This is a genomic window from Rheinheimera nanhaiensis E407-8 (assembly GCF_000296695.1).
Classification (GTDB): Bacteria; Pseudomonadota; Gammaproteobacteria; order Enterobacterales; family Alteromonadaceae; genus Alishewanella; species Alishewanella nanhaiensis.
Genome location: NZ_BAFK01000013.1, coordinates 77,674 through 96,545, shown reverse-complemented (window position 1 = coordinate 96,545; position 18,872 = coordinate 77,674). Strand labels below are relative to the sequence as shown.

13 protein-coding genes are annotated in these 18,872 nt (G+C 51.2%); 8 read left to right on the top strand and 5 right to left on the bottom strand.

The features are described from left to right. The first annotated feature begins 6 nt into the window (after positions 1 to 6). The 3 genes from RNAN_RS11970 to RNAN_RS11960 all read left to right on the top strand — a co-directional run bounded on the left by RNAN_RS11970 (position 7) and on the right by RNAN_RS11960 (position 3,394). Positions 7 to 927 (top strand): eCIS core domain-containing protein, encoded by a 921-nt coding sequence (locus RNAN_RS11970; protein ID WP_008222096.1) that lies wholly within the window; start codon positions 7 to 9, stop codon positions 925 to 927. 137 nt (positions 928 to 1,064) lie between these two features. Then, positions 1,065 to 2,852 (top strand): eCIS core domain-containing protein, encoded by a 1,788-nt coding sequence (locus tag RNAN_RS18945; RefSeq protein WP_202802298.1) that lies wholly within the window; start codon positions 1,065 to 1,067, stop codon positions 2,850 to 2,852. A gap of 2 nt (positions 2,853 to 2,854) precedes the next feature. After that, positions 2,855 to 3,394: a hypothetical protein gene (locus RNAN_RS11960; RefSeq protein WP_040552065.1), complete on the top strand. Its 540-nt coding sequence runs from the start codon at positions 2,855 to 2,857 to the stop codon at positions 3,392 to 3,394. A 292-nt stretch (positions 3,395 to 3,686) separates the two neighbouring features. Here the strand turns inward: RNAN_RS11960 and RNAN_RS11955 are convergent, their stop codons facing one another. The 3 genes from RNAN_RS11955 to RNAN_RS11945 all read right to left on the bottom strand — a co-directional run bounded on the left by RNAN_RS11955 (position 3,687) and on the right by RNAN_RS11945 (position 6,705). After that, complete coding sequence (locus RNAN_RS11955) at positions 3,687 to 4,106, bottom strand: Tse2 family ADP-ribosyltransferase toxin (protein WP_008222089.1); 420 nt, start codon at positions 4,104 to 4,106, stop codon at positions 3,687 to 3,689. A 782-nt stretch (positions 4,107 to 4,888) separates the two neighbouring features. Further along, the gene (locus tag RNAN_RS11950; RefSeq protein ID WP_040552064.1) at positions 4,889 to 5,350 is read right to left on the bottom strand and encodes a hypothetical protein; all 462 of its coding nucleotides are present in this window, start codon (positions 5,348 to 5,350) and stop codon (positions 4,889 to 4,891) included. Between the two features lie 203 nt (positions 5,351 to 5,553). Continuing rightward, on the bottom strand, positions 5,554 to 6,705 hold the full coding sequence (locus RNAN_RS11945; RefSeq protein ID WP_008222084.1) for a ligand-gated ion channel: 1,152 nt from the start codon (positions 6,703 to 6,705) through the stop codon (positions 5,554 to 5,556). 183 nt (positions 6,706 to 6,888) lie between these two features. Here RNAN_RS11945 and metA point away from each other — a divergent pair, with 183 nt between their 5' ends. From metA to RNAN_RS11925, 4 genes are all read left to right on the top strand, one after another. Then, positions 6,889 to 7,815, top strand: coding sequence for a homoserine O-acetyltransferase MetA (gene metA, locus RNAN_RS11940; protein WP_008222083.1), 927 nt, complete (start codon positions 6,889 to 6,891; stop codon positions 7,813 to 7,815). A gap of 27 nt (positions 7,816 to 7,842) precedes the next feature. Next, a complete protein-coding gene (locus tag RNAN_RS19575; protein ID WP_008222082.1) occupies positions 7,843 to 8,907 on the top strand; it encodes a homocysteine S-methyltransferase family protein in 1,065 nt (354 codons plus the stop codon). Further along, positions 8,907 to 11,528, top strand: coding sequence for a methionine synthase (gene metH, locus RNAN_RS11930; protein ID WP_008222081.1), 2,622 nt, complete (start codon positions 8,907 to 8,909; stop codon positions 11,526 to 11,528). The genes RNAN_RS19575 and metH overlap by 1 nt, the downstream gene beginning before the upstream one ends. Positions 11,529 to 11,674: 146 nt before the next feature. Further along, the gene (locus RNAN_RS11925) at positions 11,675 to 12,469 is read left to right on the top strand and encodes a substrate-binding periplasmic protein (protein ID WP_148275726.1); all 795 of its coding nucleotides are present in this window, start codon (positions 11,675 to 11,677) and stop codon (positions 12,467 to 12,469) included. A 10-nt stretch (positions 12,470 to 12,479) separates the two neighbouring features. On the opposite strand, the gene RNAN_RS11920 is transcribed toward RNAN_RS11925, so the two are convergent. Further along, entirely contained in the window at positions 12,480 to 16,040 is a 3,561-nt protein-coding gene (locus RNAN_RS11920) for a hybrid sensor histidine kinase/response regulator (RefSeq protein WP_008222079.1), read from the bottom strand. A gap of 73 nt (positions 16,041 to 16,113) precedes the next feature. Beyond that, on the bottom strand, positions 16,114 to 16,602 hold the full coding sequence (locus RNAN_RS11915) for a TIGR00645 family protein (protein WP_008222077.1): 489 nt from the start codon (positions 16,600 to 16,602) through the stop codon (positions 16,114 to 16,116). A gap of 192 nt (positions 16,603 to 16,794) precedes the next feature. Here RNAN_RS11915 and RNAN_RS11910 point away from each other — a divergent pair, with 192 nt between their 5' ends. Continuing rightward, positions 16,795 to 18,846 (top strand): S46 family peptidase, encoded by a 2,052-nt coding sequence (locus RNAN_RS11910; RefSeq protein WP_148275725.1) that lies wholly within the window; start codon positions 16,795 to 16,797, stop codon positions 18,844 to 18,846. Positions 18,847 to 18,872 lie beyond the last annotated feature (26 nt).

Here is an 18,872-nt window from a genome sequence, read left to right as displayed (position 1 = left end):
CTCAAGATGAAATTTGCCAAAGGCCGTACCCAAGCTGCTGTAAAGCCGCAGCCTGCATCAACCTCCGGTGCCGCCAGCGCGGCGCTGCAACAAAGCCCGTTATTACGCCAGCAGGCGGCGCAGTTAATGGCTATCCGCCAGGGCGCACAGCAGCTGCTACAGCGCCAACAGTCCACTGACGTAAGCCAGCAACTAAGCCTGGAGGAAGAAGAGCCGATGCAGGGCAAGTTTGACGTGGCGCAGCAAGCGGCCTTGGAGGAAGAAGAGCCGCTACAGGGCAAGTTTGCTGTAGTGCAACAAGCGGCGTTAGAGGAAGAAGAGCCGCTGCAAGGCAAGTTTGAGCCAGCCGCTGTCAGTCAGCGCCAGGCCGGGGCCAGCAATAATACCGGTATGCCGGATCAGCTAAAAAGCGGCATTGAATCTTTGTCCGGCTACGCGATGGACGATGTAAAGGTGCATTACAACTCGGCTAAGCCGGCACAAATGCAAGCCCATGCTTATGCCCAGGGTACGGATATTCACCTGGCACCGGGGCAGGAGCAGCATTTACCGCACGAAGCCTGGCATGTAGTGCAGCAAAAGCAGGGCAGGGTAAAGGCCACCACCCAGCTTAAGGGCGAAGCGATTAATGATGATCCGGGGCTGGAGCATGAAGCGGATGTAATGGGGGCGAGGGCGCTGCAGCGCAAGGTTAAACAACGACATGTTACCCAGTTAATCAGGTTTGAGGCCGGAGAGGGGGCTGATTGGCATGTTCATAAAGATCATGTGAAATTTGGCAGTAACCAAAAGTCCAGGGTAGATTTTGCCGGCCGGAACGCCCAGCAAATTTTAGATAAATTGGCGGATGCGGTCGCAAGATATGGGCTCAGTACAGCTGGTACGAATTATCAGGCTTGCGTTGATTACATAAATGCTAATTACTGACGGCCCAGTCGCGAGGTTCAAAATAACGTCTTTAAGCTGATTTGTGATGTTGTAGCTGACAAGCTCGTTTTCGAGTGAATACGGGCAGTGTCATTGACTTTATGCCGCAGTTCTGGCAAAGCAAAAGGTTACTAAAGATGAAATTTGCTAAAGGCCGTACTCAATCTGTTCAGGAACCCCAGCACACCGCAAGCTCTGGTGCCGCCAGCGCGGCCTTGCAACAAAGCCCGTTAATGCAACAGCAAGCCGCCCAGTTACTGGCGCTGCGCCAGGGCGCACAGCAGCTGCTACAGCGCAAACAGCTTACTGACGTAAGCCAGCAAATAAGCCTGGAAGAGGAAGAACCGCTGCAGGGCAAGTTTGAGCCAGCGGCTGTCAGCCAACGTCAGGCAGAAGAGAGCAGCAATAGCAATAACACCGGTATGCCTGATCAGCTCAAAAGCGGTATCGAGAGCCTGTCTGGTTATGCCATGGACGATGTAAAGGTGCATTACAACTCGGCCAAACCGGCACAAATGCAGGCTCATGCCTATGCGCAGGGCACGGATATTCACCTGGCACCGGGGCAGGAGAAGCACCTGCCGCACGAAGCCTGGCATGTAGTGCAGCAAAAGCAGGGCAGGGTAAGGGCGACTACTCAGCTTAAGGGCGAAGCGATTAATGACAATCCGGGGTTAGAGCATGAAGCGGATGTGATGGGGGCTAAGGCGCTGCAAAGGGCGTCGGAAAGTCAAGATACAAGGCCTGATCCCATATCTAAAGGAGGAAACGATGGTCAGGTGAATAGCACAGAAATAACGACGATGTTTTTTTCGTCCTCCGTACCTTCAATTCAAAGAGTTGAAGAGCCAACAAAACAACGAAAAAGAGTCAGAGAAAAGGATGATGAAACAGGCGAGGCATCACAGCTCAAGCAATTTCAAAAGAACCCAGATCAACGAAATTCAAAAGTAGTACAATTGGCAATTAAACATGAAAGTGAGGCTCCGCCGGGAACAAAAATACTTGTCGTTAATACTTCATCCAATGATGCAGGGGATATTGGTCGTGTTATCAGGCAGTCAAATTCTAAACCTAATTGTATGGTCGTTGAATTTGATAATGAGAAAGGTGTTTTATACAGAGTATATTTTAATGAAATAGATGTGATTCAAACCACGGATGATGTAGTACATTCAACAGAAAAAGCTCAATTAAAACTGATGATGGATCAGGCTATAGTTGCTGCTTCGGATGCAGTAGACGAGCTCAATGCTGTAATGTCAACTGATGAAACATGGGCACATGGCAAGATCATCACGCCAGCGGATCAACTGAAGAAATGTCTTAGCGATTGTAAAAATCTAAGCGCTGAAGAAACCGCAACATATTTGTACACGACCTATTTCTATGGTCCCTTAAACAAATACTTACGAAGCCCTGAAGTAAAGTTTGAGTCTGCTGTAGTACAAAGACTGGTAGATATCACGCACGCTTTCCTCCAAAGAGCATTTAATGCTACTCCCGGCGCAGCACTGCTACCTAAATTCCGCATGGAACTGCAGGCAGAATGGATTGATAAAGTGGCTACTAAAACCGGAGATGCGCTTACGTTCAGAGCTTTTACCAGTACTCACCCGGAGTTAAAAGGGGTGAATGCTATGTGGGGAGACATTGAAAGTGGTACATTTGGTAAAGTTACCAAATTAGCCTTGTTGGTATTTCAAGGAACATCTAAATTCTTGTATCCGAGTACTAAATATTTCCCTACAGAACACGAGCATATTCTCCCACCGGAAATGCATACCCACATTTCGGAAAAATACCAAATACATTGGCATGATTGGACAGTTACTGTTTATCACTTGACTGTCGTAGGCTCAGGTGACGTCAAACAAATTGAGTTGGATTTCGATAAGGATGGCAACGTATACAGGAAGAAGTGATTATGAAAAGCGAAGAAATACAACCGATTATGAATGCCACCTTTGGCAATCTGGTTTTTTTCTGCCGGGACTTAGACTTAGACGAAAAATATATTTCTCAATATCAGGCTGGTCAAATTCTGGAGGAGAAGGCTTTTACTGATGTGAGCTATAAAATAGGTGGAATGGTTAAAAACTGTAGATACTTAATCGCTTCATCGAATTGGCGAGACCTTTCCAGGTTAAACCCTGATTCGGAATTGGGGCACGCAGTGATTCAATCAGGATCACTGTTTAAAGTCCTGGATATTCAGAAGGAAAATGAAAAAACTCAAATATTGCTTTTAAATATCCCGCAGCAGGGAGTGGAATTATTTAGCAATTCTAAAATAGACATAGAAAATAAAATCATCGAAAAAGGGATTGAGATTTTCAGTAAAAATTTGTCGGCAGCACCTCTCGAAGAACTACAGTCAGACTATTGGATTTCAAGAACCTCATTTCCAGTAGGTATGAATCATAAAGCTGATCTCTTTATGAAAGGACCGATGGAATCAGAGTAAAACCAGCAAAGGGGACGGCGGCTGAGGGAGCCCACGAATTTAGCTCGCCTCAGGGACGGAGAAAGCCTTGAGAGAAAAGATGTCACCCATTGGCCTCCCGGAGTCCGCTATCGGGCAATAAAACTAAACATCTTCCCGATCATTAATTTTCTCCAGTACATTTTGATACACCATCAAATCATTCGCTATTTCGACTGCGTCGTCGGACTCTGGATCAAGGATAGCCTTACGTTTAAGCAAATCAGCCATAGTTTTTTTGACGGAGGTTCTGATAAGCCTGAGTTCCATTACGCTAAACATTGTTTACTACCTTTTTAAATTGATTAATATGCACTGCATGTTTGTCTGCCCACTCAGACAGCTTTTTCTTCCAAGTAGATTCGTGCATATCGACAAGGGCTCTAATTGTGTAATGGCCTCTGAATTTGCCGTCGGTCAGGTCTTTAGACAGCGTGAACTCAGGTGGCAGTTTGGTACCTGCCGGGATAACCCACCAGTCTTGACCGAAGCCATAGTTTGGCGCATTAAACATACTTAACCCACCAGTGGTATGGTCAATCATTCCACTTGCCGGGTTAATTTTCACGTCATAAGTTTGATCTTCTTTTCTTGGTGGCATAGTTCTAAGGTAATCAAACTTGTGCTTTGTCGGTGTGCCACCACGAAATAGATCTGCTGGTAATTTTACATAAAACTCGATTGGTGTATGCATGTTTTGCCTCTAATGTTGCCCGCTTAATTGTAAAAAAATAATTAATAATTTGACATTTTTTTGCGCAATGAACAAGAAGCTTTATATTTTTAGGTTTAAATTATGCCCTGAAGGTGGCTCGAATTTATTTTGGTGTTGTGAAGGTCGGTTAAAAGAAGAAACTAATCGCAGGATTTTGACACTGTGGATTTGACAGGCTGTTATACCGCGCTGTTTAGCATTGCAATCGTCTACTTACAGATAACTGTGGATAAAAGCCGGAGCAACTGCCCGGCTTTTTCGCGTATGCGCGTATTAAAAGAACGGTAATGTTGTAGCAACACGTCCAAGTATGTAGCGGATGTAGCCGTGCAAGCAAAAGCCATGATTTTAGCAAAATACTTTAATTCACCCTTGGCCAACATCTGCTGAAAAATAGTGACTTCTAATCAAAGAGCAATGCGAAGCCAAAAGTACAACCCAAAGCTGTTGCATTACACGTAATTATTCTTAGGAGCAAAAACGTATGAGGTTTGAGTCGAAAAACTTCTTTTTTATAACGGGCAAGATGAGTAGAACCGGAGCCGATATTGCAGGTTTTATCATCGCTGCAAGTATCGCATTTTTATTAGTAATGCTTGGCTGGCATTGCTTTAGTTGTTAAAACAACGCCCAGTAGCTGATTAGCCCCATAATGACAGATGAAGCAGTCTATCTTGCTGATGGACGACAGCCTGGCCGCTAACGCGGCCAGAAGAGCCGTACCTATTGACTCCGGGAAGGCTTATATGTGTTAAGTGACATTAGCCGCGTGGCTCGTTGTTATTTGGATCAATAGTAGAGCCGGATCCTTTGCCAGAATTAATACCCTTTGCAATTGCAAACCCAGAAACAGCAGATAGTATAGGCAACCCCGCTTCTGCACTGATGGTTTTGGTAATCAATAATATTGCCAGTATTACCACTATGAATATTGCTAATACTATTTGCCCATAGAGGCTCCAAAACTCGTTTCTACGTTCTCTATGATCGGCATAAGAATCAACTACCGCTTTTAATTCGTTGGCAGCATTGTGATTAGAGCTTCGATGGATCAGCTCATGTAAAAGGTGGTCGATATGACGATAATGATCCCAGAGTGATTTGGTGAATATTTCTCGGCCAAACCAGATTACCCCTGCGACTATTATGACTCCGAATATTCCGACTATGATGGAGAGCCAAAATGCTCCGTCATTTACAGAAAACGCTATTGAACTATCCATAATATCTCCTTGTCACTTAACGCTTATTCGGCGGGTCGACCCGCAGTTAAACACAGGGCAACCAACCTTTGTAAATTTAATGTACAAAACACTACACCGCTTCTTTAAAACATACAACAACTTATAGGTACAGCTATAACTTAAGCATGGGACAAATACGGGTTAACCCGTCTAACACAGCATGGGCAGTTATTTAGTCGGCATCAAAACAGCGCCCAGTAGCTGATAGCTACCATCGCCAGTAGCAGGCTGGGCCAGTAGATTAGCTTGGGTAGCATAAAATCGTGCATTACCAGTTTGCGCTGCACATTTACCGGCGCGTTAAAGATAAAGCTGCACAGCACCACTAAGATCATCGCGATATACAGCAGCAGGTAGAAATACTCGATATAGACAATACTCTGCGCCGGAAACTTAGTGCGGGTAGTGACGTGCGATAAAATCACCACAAAAAACAGCGCCGATATAGTGCCTACCACCGCCATAATAGAAAAACCATTAAAGGCCAGGGTGCTGCGTTTGCGGCTTATCGTCATCAGCACGGCAAACAGCAGCGCGGCGACGGTAAACATCGGGATCAGGTTTACCACAAAGGCATTAATAAATTTGCGTTTAAGCACCACGTTAAAATGCAGCTCGGGGTTATGCTCTGTCGTCGGCGTCTGGTAGCCAAAGTTAGTGTGATAGGTGGCGGTTTTATAATCGAAAAAGGTCTCGTCTATCAGCCAGTCGCCGAGCACGATATCGGTATCCAGGCCAAAATAGCTTTTAATGCCGGTGTCGGGGTAGGCATCAAGGTCGGGGACTAATGTGCTGTAGCCATCAAAGTCATTGGATAAAATGCGCAGCCACACGGTTTGATGATCCAGCGGGTACTTACTGTAATCAAACGGCTGGCGCACGGTGGTTTCGAAAATCCAGCCGTGCAGGGTTTCGTTGCCCTGTACATATTCGTACTTTTTGCGCAGCTCATTGGCGCCTTCTACCGCTTCAGGAAAGTAAAAGCCGGCTTTGGCCTGCACCGGGCAGTCGGGTGCTATCGGCACTTTTTGCCAGATATAACCACTGATATGCACATCATTGGCCGAATGAAAGTTCAGCGACTGCAAATAGACGCCGGTTGCCACCTGGGCACAGGCTGGGATCTGCTCTTTACCGGCCAGCGCTAATTTGGCTTTTAAGTTCTCCCGCGCCATGTCCATGTTTAACAGCTGATGCTCAGTAGGCACAAAGGCTTTATCGGCCTGATACCACATAAAGGCCAGGGCCAGGATACCGAATAAGGTACTAAACAGGCTGAGCAGCAGGTAAAAACGGAAATTCTGTATCAGGCGGGAGCTGGTTTTTTCTGGCATATCAACATGATTGAGTGAATTAGCGGCCCGATAAGCCTAGCTGCTTAGCGTAAAATTGCCAGTGCAGCTGTACGGCCAGGCTGACAGTCATACCGCTTTATTTGGCCATCTAAACGTATAGAAGTTGACTTTGATGGTGGTTTTGCGCAAAGTAGCCGCTATGTACGTTAACCGGATATGGCTATGCCTATTAAAGTGATCGATCAGTTGCCGGCGGTAGAAGCGCTGTCGGCGGAAAATGTGTTTGTGATGACCGAAAGCCGGGCGCAGTCGCAGGATATCCGGCCGCTGAAAATCGCTATTTTAAATTTAATGCCAAATAAAATCGCCACTGAAATTCAGCTGCTGCGTTTGCTGGCCAATAGCCCGCTGCAGGTCGATGTCGATTTGCTGCGCATTGACGATCATGTCAGTAAAAACACGCCGCCGAGCCATTTAAACTGCTTTTACCGCTATTTCTCTGAAGTGCAGCAGCAAAAGTATGATGGCCTGATTATTACCGGCGCGCCGCTGGGGCTGGTAGATTATGAAGATGTGACTTACTGGGCGCAGTTTGGTGATATTTTGCGCTGGGCCGATCATAACGTGACCTCGACCTTGTTTTTATGCTGGGCCGCGCATGCGGCGCTGTATCAGTATTATGGCTTGCAGCGTGAGATCCGCGGTGAGAAACTGTCCGGCGTGTATTGGCAGCAGGTAACCCAGCCTTTATGCCCGCTGGTGCGCGGCTTTGATGATGAATTTCTCGTGCCGCACTCGCGCTATGCCCAGGTGCCAAAGCAAAAATACCAGCAGCATGATGATTTACATATCCTGGCCGAGGCCGATGTCACCGGCGCTTATCTGCTGCAAAACAGCAGCGGCAGCCGGGTGTTTGTCACCGGCCACCCGGAGTATGATTTAACGACCTTAGATGAGGAATATCAGCGCGATCTTGCTGCCGGGCTGAACCCCAAACTGCCGGAAAACTATTACCGTAATAACGACCCGCTGCAGGGGCCGCAAAAACTGTGGCAAAGCCATGCGTTTTTATTATTTAGTAACTGGCTGAACTACTATGTGTATCAGGCCACGCCGTTTGAACTGAGCCAGATTGGCCAAAGCGCCTAAACCCTTGGGCAACCTAAAGAGCATTTTATGACTGCAAGACTGACGCCGGACCATTTTCGTAAGTTGTTATCTGAGCGCATTTTTATTCTTGATGGCGCCATGGGCACCATGATCCAGCAGCACCGGCTGGAAGAAGCCGATTATCGCGGCAGTGAATTTGCCAACTGGCCCTGTGATGTCAAAGGCAATAACGATTTGCTGGTACTGACCCAGCCGGATTTAATTGCTGATATTCACCGCCAGTATTTGCTGGCTGGCGCTGATATTGTTGAAACCAACAGCTTTAATGCCACCACTATAGCGATGGCCGATTACCAGATGGAAGGCTTGTCGGCACGGATTAACCGTGAAGCGGCGGCGCTGGCGCGTAAAGTCTGTGATGAAGTAACCAAACTTGAGCCGCACAAACCACGCTTTGTTGCCGGCGTGCTCGGGCCCACCAACCGCACTGCGTCGATATCGCCGGATGTGAATGACCCTGGCTTTCGTAATGTCAGCTTTGATGAGCTGGTCGCAGCCTATACCGAGTCGACCCGTGCCTTAATTGACGGCGGTGCTGACATTATTATGCTGGAAACCATCTTTGATACGCTAAACGCCAAAGCCGCCGCTTTTGCTGTGCTGCAGGTATTTGATGAGGTGGGTTTTAAGCTGCCGGTGATGATCTCCGGCACCATTACCGACGCCTCCGGCCGTACCTTGTCGGGCCAGACTACTGAAGCCTTTTATCATAGCCTGGCCCATGTAGAGCCGGTGTGTTTTGGCCTGAACTGCGCGTTGGGCCCGGATTTGCTGCGACCTTATGTTGAAACATTATCCGGTGTGTCAGAAGCCTATGTGTCGGTGCATCCTAATGCCGGCCTGCCGAATGAATTTGGCGAATATGATTTAGGCGCCACCGAGATGGCCTCAGAGATTAGCGATTGGGCCAGGCAGGGCTTTTTAAATATTGTCGGCGGCTGCTGCGGCACCACGCCAGAGCATATTAAAGCCATCTTTGATGCGGTAAAAGATGCGCCGCCACGCCAGCCGAAAGCGCCCAGCCATAGTTTTCATTTAGCCGGCCTTGAAGCCTTTTCTCTGGAGTGGTAATGCAGCAACAGGCCCGATTTATCAATGTTGGCGAGCGGACTAACGTTACCGGCTCGGCCAGATTTAAAAAGCTGATCTTAAACGGCGATTTTGAAGCCGCGCTTGATGTGGCGCGCCAGCAGGTCGAAAACGGCGCGCAAATTATCGACATCAATATGGACGAGGCGATGCTGGACAGCAAAGCCGCCATGGTGCGTTATTTGCAGTTATTAGCGTCCGAGCCGGATATTTCGCGGGTGCCAATTATGGTCGACTCGTCGAAATGGGAGGTGATTGAAGCCGCGCTTAAGTGCATTCAGGGCAAGGCGGTGGTCAATTCTATCTCGCTAAAAGAGGGCGAAGCGCCGTTTTTACAACAAGCCCGCTTACTGCGCCGTTATGGCGCAGCTGTGGTGGTGATGGCGTTTGACGAGCAGGGCCAGGCCGATACCAAGGCGCGTAAAGTCGAAATTTGCGTGCGTGCTTATAAGTTACTGACAGAGCAAGTTGGTTTTCCGCCTGAAGATATTATTTTTGACCCGAATATCTTTGCGGTGGCCACCGGTATTGAACAGCACAACAACTACGCGGTCGATTTTATTGAAGCTACCCGCGAGATAAAGCGGCTGTGCCCGCATGCGAAAATCTCCGGCGGTGTCTCTAATGTGTCATTCTCGTTTCGCGGCAATGATGCGGTGCGCGAAGCCATTCACTCAGTATTTTTATACCATGCCATTGCCGCCGGCATGGATATGGGCATTGTTAATGCCGGCCAGCTTACCGTATATGACGATATTCCTGACTTGCTGCGCGAGCGGGTCGAAGATGTGATTTTAAACCGGCGGGACGATGCGACCGAGCGTTTGCTGGAGATTGCTGCCCAGTTTAAAGGCGATGGCAGTGTGGCGGAAAAGCAGGACGATGCCTGGCGCAGCCTGCCGGTGAATAAACGCTTAGAGCATGCCCTGGTTAAAGGCATTACCGACTTTATTGATATCGACACCGAAGAAGCGCGGCAGCAGGCGGAAAAACCGCTGCATGTGATTGAAGGCCCGCTGATGGACGGCATGAATGTGGTCGGCGACTTGTTCGGCGAAGGTAAGATGTTTTTGCCACAGGTAGTAAAATCAGCCCGGGTAATGAAAAAGGCGGTCGCCTATTTGCAGCCTTTTATCGAGCAGGAAAAAGAAGGCGGTCAGGCGCAGGGCAAGGTGCTGTTGGCCACGGTAAAGGGCGATGTGCACGATATCGGCAAAAACATTGTCGGCGTGGTGCTGCAGTGTAATAACTTTGAAGTGATTGACCTGGGCGTCATGGTGCCCTGTGCTGAGCTTTTGCGCGTTGCCAAAGAGCAGAATGTCGATGTTATCGGTTTATCCGGCCTGATCACGCCGTCACTGGATGAAATGGTGCATGTGGCGAAAGAAATGACCCGCTTAGGCTTTACCCAGCCGCTGCTGATAGGCGGTGCCACCACTTCTAAAGCCCATACGGCGGTAAAAATTGAGCCGCATTATCAGCATGGTGTGGTCTATGTACCCAATGCCTCGCGCAGTGTGTCGGTGGTGCAGGCGTTAATTGGTAAAGACAGCAAAGCCGGCTACTTAGCCCGCATTAAGCAGGAATATGTGGTGGCGCGTGAGCAACATGCGCGTAGCCGCCCCGGTGAAAAGCTGCTTAGTTTTACTGAGGCCAAAGCGAATAAATTCCAGCTTGATTTAAGCAAAGTGGCGCCGGCACCAAAACAGCCCGGCGTGCAGCTGTGGCAGGACGTTGATCTCAATATTTTGCGCGATTATATCGACTGGACGCCGTTCTTTTTAACCTGGCAATTATCCGGCAAATATCCGGCGATATTAAACCACGCTGAAGTGGGCATAGAGGCACGTAAGCTGTTTAAAGATGCCAATGCGATGCTGGATACCATGATTAACGGTGGCCATGTCAAAGGCAAGGCGGTGTTTGGTTTATTCCCGGCCAACAGCTTGGGGGAAGATATTATTGTTTACAGCGACGACGCGCGGACACAGGAAAAAGCCCGGCTGTATAACCTGCGTCAGCAGCTGCAACTGAGAAACAACGCGCCCAATTGTAGTCTGGCCGATTTTATTGCGCCGGTGGACAGCGGCGTTAAAGACTATATCGGCGGCTTTGCCGTGAGTACCGGCTTTGGCGCTGATGAATTTGCCGCCAAATTTGCCGCCGAGCATGATGACTACAACAGCATTATGGTAAAAGCGCTGGCCGACCGCTTAGCCGAAGCCTTAGCCGAATACCTGCATTTAAAAGTGCGGCGTGAATACTGGGGCTATGCCGCCGATGAAAGCCTGGATAACGAGCAGCTTATTCGTGAGCTGTATCAGGGCATCCGGCCGGCACCGGGCTATCCGGCCTGCCCGGAGCACACTGAAAAAGGCACCTTGTGGCAGCTGCTGGATGTGGAGGCAAAAACCGGCATTAAGCTTACCGAAAGCTACGCCATGTGGCCGGGCGCAGCGGTAAGTGGTTGGTACTTTGCTCACCCGGACAGCAAGTATTTTGCCGTCAGCAAAATAGGTGAGGATCAGCTAAGCGACTACGCAGCGAAAAAAGGCTGGAGCCAAGCCGAGGCTGAAAGCTGGCTGGCGCCGAACTTAAGCTAATTGGCTAATTGATGGCACTGTTTGGCTAAGTGATTGTTATAGTGTAAAGATTTGTGTTCCTGCTATAGCAAAACGCTTGTATTATAGCGCTGTACTCAGGTAAAACCATCTACACTTAATGCAATAAGCGGGTGCCGGAGCGTGTGATGGTCAGGTGGGTTTTCTTCGTGTTGGGGCCAGTGTTGACGCTGGCATTGGCGCTGCAGGCGCTGGCGGCACCGCTTAATGTGCTGGTGGGGCAAAATAAACCGCCCTATATCCGGCTGGAAAATGTCAGTGGCTATGAGATAGAGCTGCTACGCGAAGTGGTGCGTCGCATGGGGCATGAAGCGGTGTTTGTGTTTGTGCCTAATTCACGGATCCGTGGTTTACTGGAAAGCGGCAATGGCGATATTGCCACCTTGCAGCCGAATGAACCGGATGAGCCCGGCTTGTTTTTCTCCCAGCCTTATATCCGTTATCAGAACATTGCGGTCAGCCGCCGGCGTGATGAGCTGACGCTGCAGCACCCGGCCGATCTGGCGGGTAAGACTGTTATTGCCTTTCAGGGCGCCACTAAGGTATTGGGGCCAGATTACCGCGACACTATGGCGCAAAACCCGGCATATCATGAAACAGTCGATCAGCGCGCCCAGGTGGATATGCTGTTGTTTGGCCGCACCCAGGTGGTTGTGCTGGACCGTAATATCTTTACCTATCATATGAAAAATGCGGCAGAGCCGGTTGAAGTGAGTATTCACCCGCTGTTTGGCTCTACCTTGTACCGGGCAGCATTTCGCGATCCGGTATTGCAGCGCAGTTTTGATAAAGCCCTGCTTAGCGTGTTGCTGGACAACTGGTATCAGCAGCTACAGTTAACGCACTTTTTGCAGGTTAACCAACAGCTACCGAACCGCTTTTATTGCCCCGAGCAGACGCCAGAGCCGGCTAACACACCTTAGCGCGGCCGGTTCAGCCGTGCTTTAACCACAATACCAGTTTGTCGGCCAGCAGCTGCGTATCTATTGGCTTGGTGACTAAGTCATTAATGCCGGCATCCTCGCACTGCTGGCGCACTGTGTCTGTCTGATGTGCTGTCATGGCGATGACCGGCAGTGTTGCCAGCGCGCTCTGCTGCCTTATCGCCCGACAGCAGGCATAACCATCCATGCCGGGCAGTTCAATATCCAACAGTACCAGCGCAACCGGCTGTGTTGCTAACAGGTCAAGGGCTTGCTCAGCACTGTCTGCGGTCAGTACCTGATAGCCTAGTTTTTTCAGTAAAATCACCGCCAGCGTCTGGTTAAAGTAGTTATCTTCTACCAGCAAAATGCAGCTGCTGGCAGTACTGGTTGTTTCAGTGCTGCTGGTTAAATATGGGCTGGGCTTCACCTCATCCTGATGCGGTGCCGGCGTTGCCAATGGCAGTTGCAGGCTAAAGCTGAACACGGTGCCGACTCCGGGCTGGCTTTGTACACTCAGCTCACTGTGCATCAGCTGTAACAAGCGCTGACAAATGGCCAGCCCCAGCCCAGTGCCGCCGTATTTGCGGCTGATAGAGCTGTCGGCCTGGCTAAAGGCAACAAAAAGTTGCTGCTGCTGTGCTGCACTGATGCCAATGCCGGTGTCACTGATGGCAAAACTAAGCTGGCATACGCCGTTGCGGCTTTGTGCCTGCAGCCGAAGCCCGACACGGCCTTTTTCGGTAAACTTAACCGCATTGCCTAACAGGTTAATCAGTACCTGCGATAAACGCAGCGCATCGCCAGTCAGCTGTGCGGGCAGCTCGCCATCAACTTGCAGGGTAAAAGCCAGGCCTTTTTGCTCTAACTGGGCACTGAACATATCTGTTACCTGAGTCAGCATCTCTTGTGGCGAAAATGGCGCCACATCCAGTACCAGTTTGCCGGCTTCTATCTTGGAGAAATCTAAAATGTCATTGATTACACTCAGCAAAATTTTACCCGCCGCGCGGATCTTCGCTAAATAACTTTGCTGGCTGGCATAGTCGTTGCTGCGCTGTGCCAGCTCGGCAAAGCCCAGCACAGCATTAAGCGGTGTGCGCAGTTCATGGCTCATATTGGCCAGAAACTCACTTTTAGCCGCAGTGGCCGACTCGGCCGCCTGCTTGGCGTGTTGCAGCTGTTGCATGGTGTGCTGCAGGTGCGCGGTGCGTTGTTGTACCTGTGCGGTTAATAACTGCTTTTCGGCTAATAACTGGCGGGTGCGCCATTTAAGTAGCAGGTACAACAGGGCGCAAAGTGCCAGCAGATAGGCCAGATAGGCCAGCGGGCTGGCATACCAGGCATGGGCAATATGGATATTCAGCGGTGTTGACAGTTGCTCGTTACCCTGTTGGTCGCGGCTTCGCACCATAAACTGATAATCGCCGGCCGCCAGATTAGTGTAGTCGCGGTACAGCTCGTTGCTCCAGGCAGACCACTGGGTGTCGTAGCCAATCAGCTTTACCTGAAACTGCATACCGAAGACATGGCTGAAGTTGGCGCTGGCATAGTCAAAGCGCAGGCTGTTGTCGGCTGCAGGCAGGGTCAGGCGTGATGGCAGGGCACCACCCTGATAAAACAGCCGGCCATCCAGGGCTCTGAGCTGGCGCAGCAACGGCGGTTTCGGGGCCAGCTGGCGGTGTTCAGCGGGGGCAAAACGAAAAATCCCTTCGGCGCCACCAAACCAGATCACCTGTTGCTCGTCAATCAGTACCGTATCCAGCGGAATATCCTGCAGGGGCGCCAGCGCTGCGGCATGCCAGCGGTACAGGCCGCTTTGGTCGACATACAACACACCGGCGCGGCGGCTGCCGTTGTCGTTATCCCAGGTCAGTAACCACAGGTTATTGTCGGCGTCGGCTTGCGGATAACGCACCCAGGGCTGGCTGGGGCCGAACGCCTGCGCCATGGCAGCATCGGGGTAGAATACTTCGTCTGCAGCGTTAAACCGGTAAAAACCAGCCACGGTGGCCAACAGCAACTGGCCATTGTGCCAGTGCACCGTATTGCGGTTATTGCTGGGTAAGCCCTCGGCTTTCGCAAAGCGCTGTACCGGTAGCGGCAGGGTGTCACCGCCGGGCCAGTTTGCCGGCAGTTGCAAACGGTAAACCCCGTGCGCCAGGGTGCCTAACCACAGCTCGCCCTGGTCAGTTTCTAAAATGCTGTTGAGGTTACCACTAACACCGGGCACCCGGCCTTCGTCCAGCCAGTGGCCGTCGGCCCAGCGCATGCTGGCCAGGCCATCCTGCAGGCCAATATAAACCCGCTCTGGTGTTAGCCTTGAGCGATATAATACCTTACTGGCCAGCATCGATGGGCGCACCAGATTCAGCTGCCCTTGTTGCAGCTGGTAGACACCATTGCTGTTTGCCAGCAGTAACTGCTCGTCAAACTGCATAAAATCCCAGGTTTGTTTTTGCACGGCTGTCACAGCATCAAAACGGTTAGCGGCATTTTTCACAAAGAGCCCCAGGCTGGTGCCAGCGTAGAGTTGGCCCTGATGTTGATACAGCGCCAGCACATTGCCCTGCAAGCCATTAGCGCTATTGTAGTAAGTAAGGGCAGAGGCCAGATCGATACGGCTTAAACCATGATCCAGCGCCAGCCAGATGCCTTGCTGGTGGTCCTGGTACAGCGCGCGCACATTCTGATCGACCAGGCCGTACTGGCTGTTAATATGGCTTTTTAATTTGCCATCCGGCTGTAGGATAAACAGACCATCCTGGCTGGTGCCCAGGGCAAAGTCACCGTTTTGCAGTCTGAGGCCGGTATACAGGGTTGCCTGCGCCAATTGCGCGTCAATATTGGTATGCCAGCGCGTTGCCCCCTCAGCGGTAAGCAAAAACAGCTGGCCTTCACGGCTGCCCGCCAATAAGGTATCGCTGTCATATTGCTCCAGCATAAAGACACTGGTGCTGGCAAAAAGCTCAGAGCCCGGCAGCAGGGTAAAACTGCCGGCCGTCAGTTCCAGCAGGCCAGTACCTTCTTCGCGCACTATTAGCCGGTTATTTAGCCAAAACGCTTTATGAAAGGCGCTGTTAGTGGTCCAGACCTGTACATCATCCCCGGTTAACCAGAAGATATAATCACGGCTGATAAAATACACGCCACGGTCGGTAGCAAAGGTTTGCCGTACATCCTGAAACTGGCGGTAATGCTCGGGAATGCGTGCCAATAAGGAAACATACTGGCTGCCGGTACTGCTGCTGGTGTCCAGATAACCAATTTCACCTTTTGAGCCAACATAAATGCGCCCGTCAGCCGCCGGTGCCAGGGAGCGCACCACGGCTTTATTGCGGGTGGGGATCATGCGCCAGCTGGCACCGTCATATTCCAGCACACCGACGTTATTGCCAACATACAGCAGGCCACGCTGGTCTTGCACCACAGCCCAGTTCTGGGTGCCGCCGTTATAATCTTTCGGTTTAAAGTTAGCCAGCAGGGGGGTGCCGTGTTGGCCCAGTGCTAAAACAGGGGCGCACAGGCAGATAAGCCAGAGCACAGCAAGGCGGAGCAGTAACGTATTCACTATGCTAACCTCCTGTTGGCACAGTTGTACCGGCACAGGCTGCGACTGGCGCAGTAGCCTGGCCGGAAGAAAATTATTTGCGCAGTACCTTATCAAGGTAGCCCATAGCAAAGGCCGACAGCACAAAGGTGATGTGGATAAGCAAATACCACATAATTTTGTCGTTGGCGATGATTTCGGTGTTCATAAACACCTTTAACAGGTGAATAGAAGAGATGGCGACGATAGAGGCAGCAACCTTGTTTTTCAGCGAACCGGAGTCCAGTTTGCCCAGCCAGCTCAGTTTGTCATCGTTACCCTCTAAATCCAGCCGTGAGACAAAGTTTTCATAGCCGGAGAACATTACCATCACGATTAAGCCGCCGACCAGCGCGATATCAATCAGTGACAGCACCACCAGAATAAGCTCCACCTCTTTCATGCTGAAAATCACCGGCATGATATGGAACACTTCCTGAAAAAATTTTACCCCCAGCGCCAGTAACGCCAGGCTCAGGCCCAGATAAATCGGCGCCATGATCCAGCGCGACGCATACATCAGTTTTTCAATAAAGTTTTCCATAGTCACCCCATAACAGCCGAGGCAGTATTATGCGGCGTCACTGCCAGATATCAAGATCTGACCAGCGTTTTTATCGCAGCGGCTTGCTTAGCGCTGAGAGTTACCGCATATATTTGCACTTTGCCGCAACGTTTGCCAAAGCGCCCGGGCATTGTGTTAGCCTCGGCGCAATGTGTAAAACTACCGAATGTTATGAACAAAATTGCCGGTTACGCCCTGGGCATAGCGCTGCTGGGCAGTGCCCACAGCCAGGCTGATGAAGGTTTTTGGTTACCCCAGCAGTTAGATGCCAACAGCCCGCTGCTGGCGCAGTTAAACCTGACCGCGCAGGAGCGCGCCAATGGCTTACCACTGCCACAACTTAATCAGACGGTGGTGCGGCTGGGGCGTTGCAGTGGCGCTTTTGTCTCGGCCAGCGGCCTGCTGCTCACCAGCGCCGATTGTGTGGCGGATTATTTACCGCAAGACGCTGCAGCCGGGCTAAATAACAGCAACCGCGCCGCTGAGCAGCCGCTAACAGGGCTAACGGCCAAGCTGCTACTGCAAAGCCGCGATGTTAGCAGCCAGGTGCAGCGCGCGCTTGGCGTGGCAACCGATGCAGAGGATAAAGCCGCGCGGCTGGCGCAGCTTAAAACCACCCTTTTGAGCGACTGCGAGAGCGCTGCTGATATCCGCTGCCAGCTGGTGGCAGAGCATCATGGCTTGCAGTACCGCTTAGAGCAATACCGGCGGCTGGCGGATGTCCGCTTAGTCTATCTGCCACCGGCAGCGACTGACGACAACAGCAGTGGCTGGCCGCGTTATGCGGCTAATTATGTCTTGCTGCGGGTCTATGCCGATGACCAGGGCCAAAGTTTGGCCTATAACGCGGCGCATCAGCCGCTGCAAAGCCGTTTTGCCCGGTTAAGTGACACCGCGTTGAGTGAGCAACAGTTAATACTGACAGCCTTGTTTGTCGGCCAAACCCGGCGTTACCGCCCGGCCAGTGAGCTGAAATTTCAGTTTGACAGCTGGTACCCGCAGGCGCTTACGTATCAGCAGCAAATGCTACAGCTACTACGTGAACTGGTGCCCGCAGGCTCAGAGCGTTCGCTGCGTTACGGCGCTTTGCTTACGCAGGTGCAACATCAATTTGAGCGACAGCAGGCGCGGCTGCAGCAGTACCATCGCAGTACTCTGTATAACGATAAACAGGCAGCACAGCAGGCTTTAGCACAGTGGATAAGCAGCAGCCCGGTGCGTCAGCAGCTGTACGGGCCTGCGCTGCAACAGCTGGAATCGCTGCTGGGGCAACAGCAGCAACTGGCGCTCAGAGATCTGGTGCTGGACTATTTGCAGTACGCCCGTTTACCGGCGTTGGCACGTGAGTTATATCAGCTGGCACAGCTGCCGGATAACGAACGGGCACAAGCGGCCAGCCAGTTTTCGCCAAGGCTTGCTGCCTTTGAGCAGCAATTTGATGCCAGAGTCGACATGGAGCTGGCGCTGCATTTTCTTGGCCAGTACGCCAGCTTACCCTCGGCGCTGCGCGTGGCAGCGCTGGATCAGTACTTTGCCTTAAACGATGGCTTTAACCGTGAAATTGTTAAACACAAATTATCCGCCATCTATCGCGGCACCGGTTTAACCCGCGCCCAGATGCGCCAGTATTGGCTGGGCCGGCCAGCCAGTGATTTTGTGCAAAGCCAGGATCCGCTGCTCAGTTTCACCGTTGCGCTGGCGCCGGCACTTGAGCAACTGGCCGCACAGCGCCAACAGCTGGCGTTGCAACTGGAGCAGGCCAGAGCCGCCGCGATGGAAGTGGTGCTGGCCTATAACGAAGCACACAATATTGCCAGCTATGCCGATGCTAACGGCAGTTTGCGCATTAGCCTGGGCCGGATCAGCGGTTTTGCCCCGGCCGATGCGGTCTGGTATCAGCCTTTTAGTAGCTTGGCGGCCTGGCAACGCCGTCAGGGCCAGGCGCAGGTCACTGAAGCAACGCCAGCCATCGCGGTTAACTTTTTAGCCAGTAACGACAGCTGTCATAGTAACCCCTCAGGCATTAGCTTTAATCAGCAGGGCGAGCTGGTGGGTGTGATGTTCGGCGCGGTGCCGGCCAACCTGTTGTCAGGCTGGCAGTATCAGGCGCAAACCGGCCGCACCGTGCAGGTAGATGCGCGCTTTATCCGCTGGCAGCTAAAGCAGGTCGGCCAAACGGCCATTTTGACCGAGCTTGAGCATACTGCTGCCACAGCACAATAAGGCGTTAACAGACGCTCTCTTAATTT

What these genes read in the sequence shown, in the direction of transcription:
- RNAN_RS11970 (WP_008222096.1), top strand. Translation starts at nt 7, where the DNA reads ATGAAATTTGCCAAAGGCCGTACCCAAGCTGCTGTAAAGCCGCAGCCT.
- RNAN_RS18945 (WP_202802298.1), top strand. Translation starts at nt 1,065, where the DNA reads ATGAAATTTGCTAAAGGCCGTACTCAATCTGTTCAGGAACCCCAGCAC.
- RNAN_RS11960 (WP_040552065.1), top strand. Translation starts at nt 2,855, where the DNA reads ATGAAAAGCGAAGAAATACAACCGATTATGAATGCCACCTTTGGCAAT.
- RNAN_RS11955 (WP_008222089.1), bottom strand. Translation starts at nt 4,106, where the DNA reads ATGCATACACCAATCGAGTTTTATGTAAAATTACCAGCAGATCTATTT.
- RNAN_RS11950 (WP_040552064.1), bottom strand. Translation starts at nt 5,350, where the DNA reads ATGGATAGTTCAATAGCGTTTTCTGTAAATGACGGAGCATTTTGGCTC.
- RNAN_RS11945 (WP_008222084.1), bottom strand. Translation starts at nt 6,705, where the DNA reads ATGCCAGAAAAAACCAGCTCCCGCCTGATACAGAATTTCCGTTTTTAC.
- metA (WP_008222083.1), top strand. Translation starts at nt 6,889, where the DNA reads ATGCCTATTAAAGTGATCGATCAGTTGCCGGCGGTAGAAGCGCTGTCG.
- RNAN_RS19575 (WP_008222082.1), top strand. Translation starts at nt 7,843, where the DNA reads ATGACTGCAAGACTGACGCCGGACCATTTTCGTAAGTTGTTATCTGAG.
- metH (WP_008222081.1), top strand. Translation starts at nt 8,907, where the DNA reads ATGCAGCAACAGGCCCGATTTATCAATGTTGGCGAGCGGACTAACGTT.
- RNAN_RS11925 (WP_148275726.1), top strand. Translation starts at nt 11,675, where the DNA reads ATGGTCAGGTGGGTTTTCTTCGTGTTGGGGCCAGTGTTGACGCTGGCA.
- RNAN_RS11915 (WP_008222077.1), bottom strand. Translation starts at nt 16,602, where the DNA reads ATGGAAAACTTTATTGAAAAACTGATGTATGCGTCGCGCTGGATCATG.
- RNAN_RS11910 (WP_148275725.1), top strand. Translation starts at nt 16,795, where the DNA reads ATGAACAAAATTGCCGGTTACGCCCTGGGCATAGCGCTGCTGGGCAGT.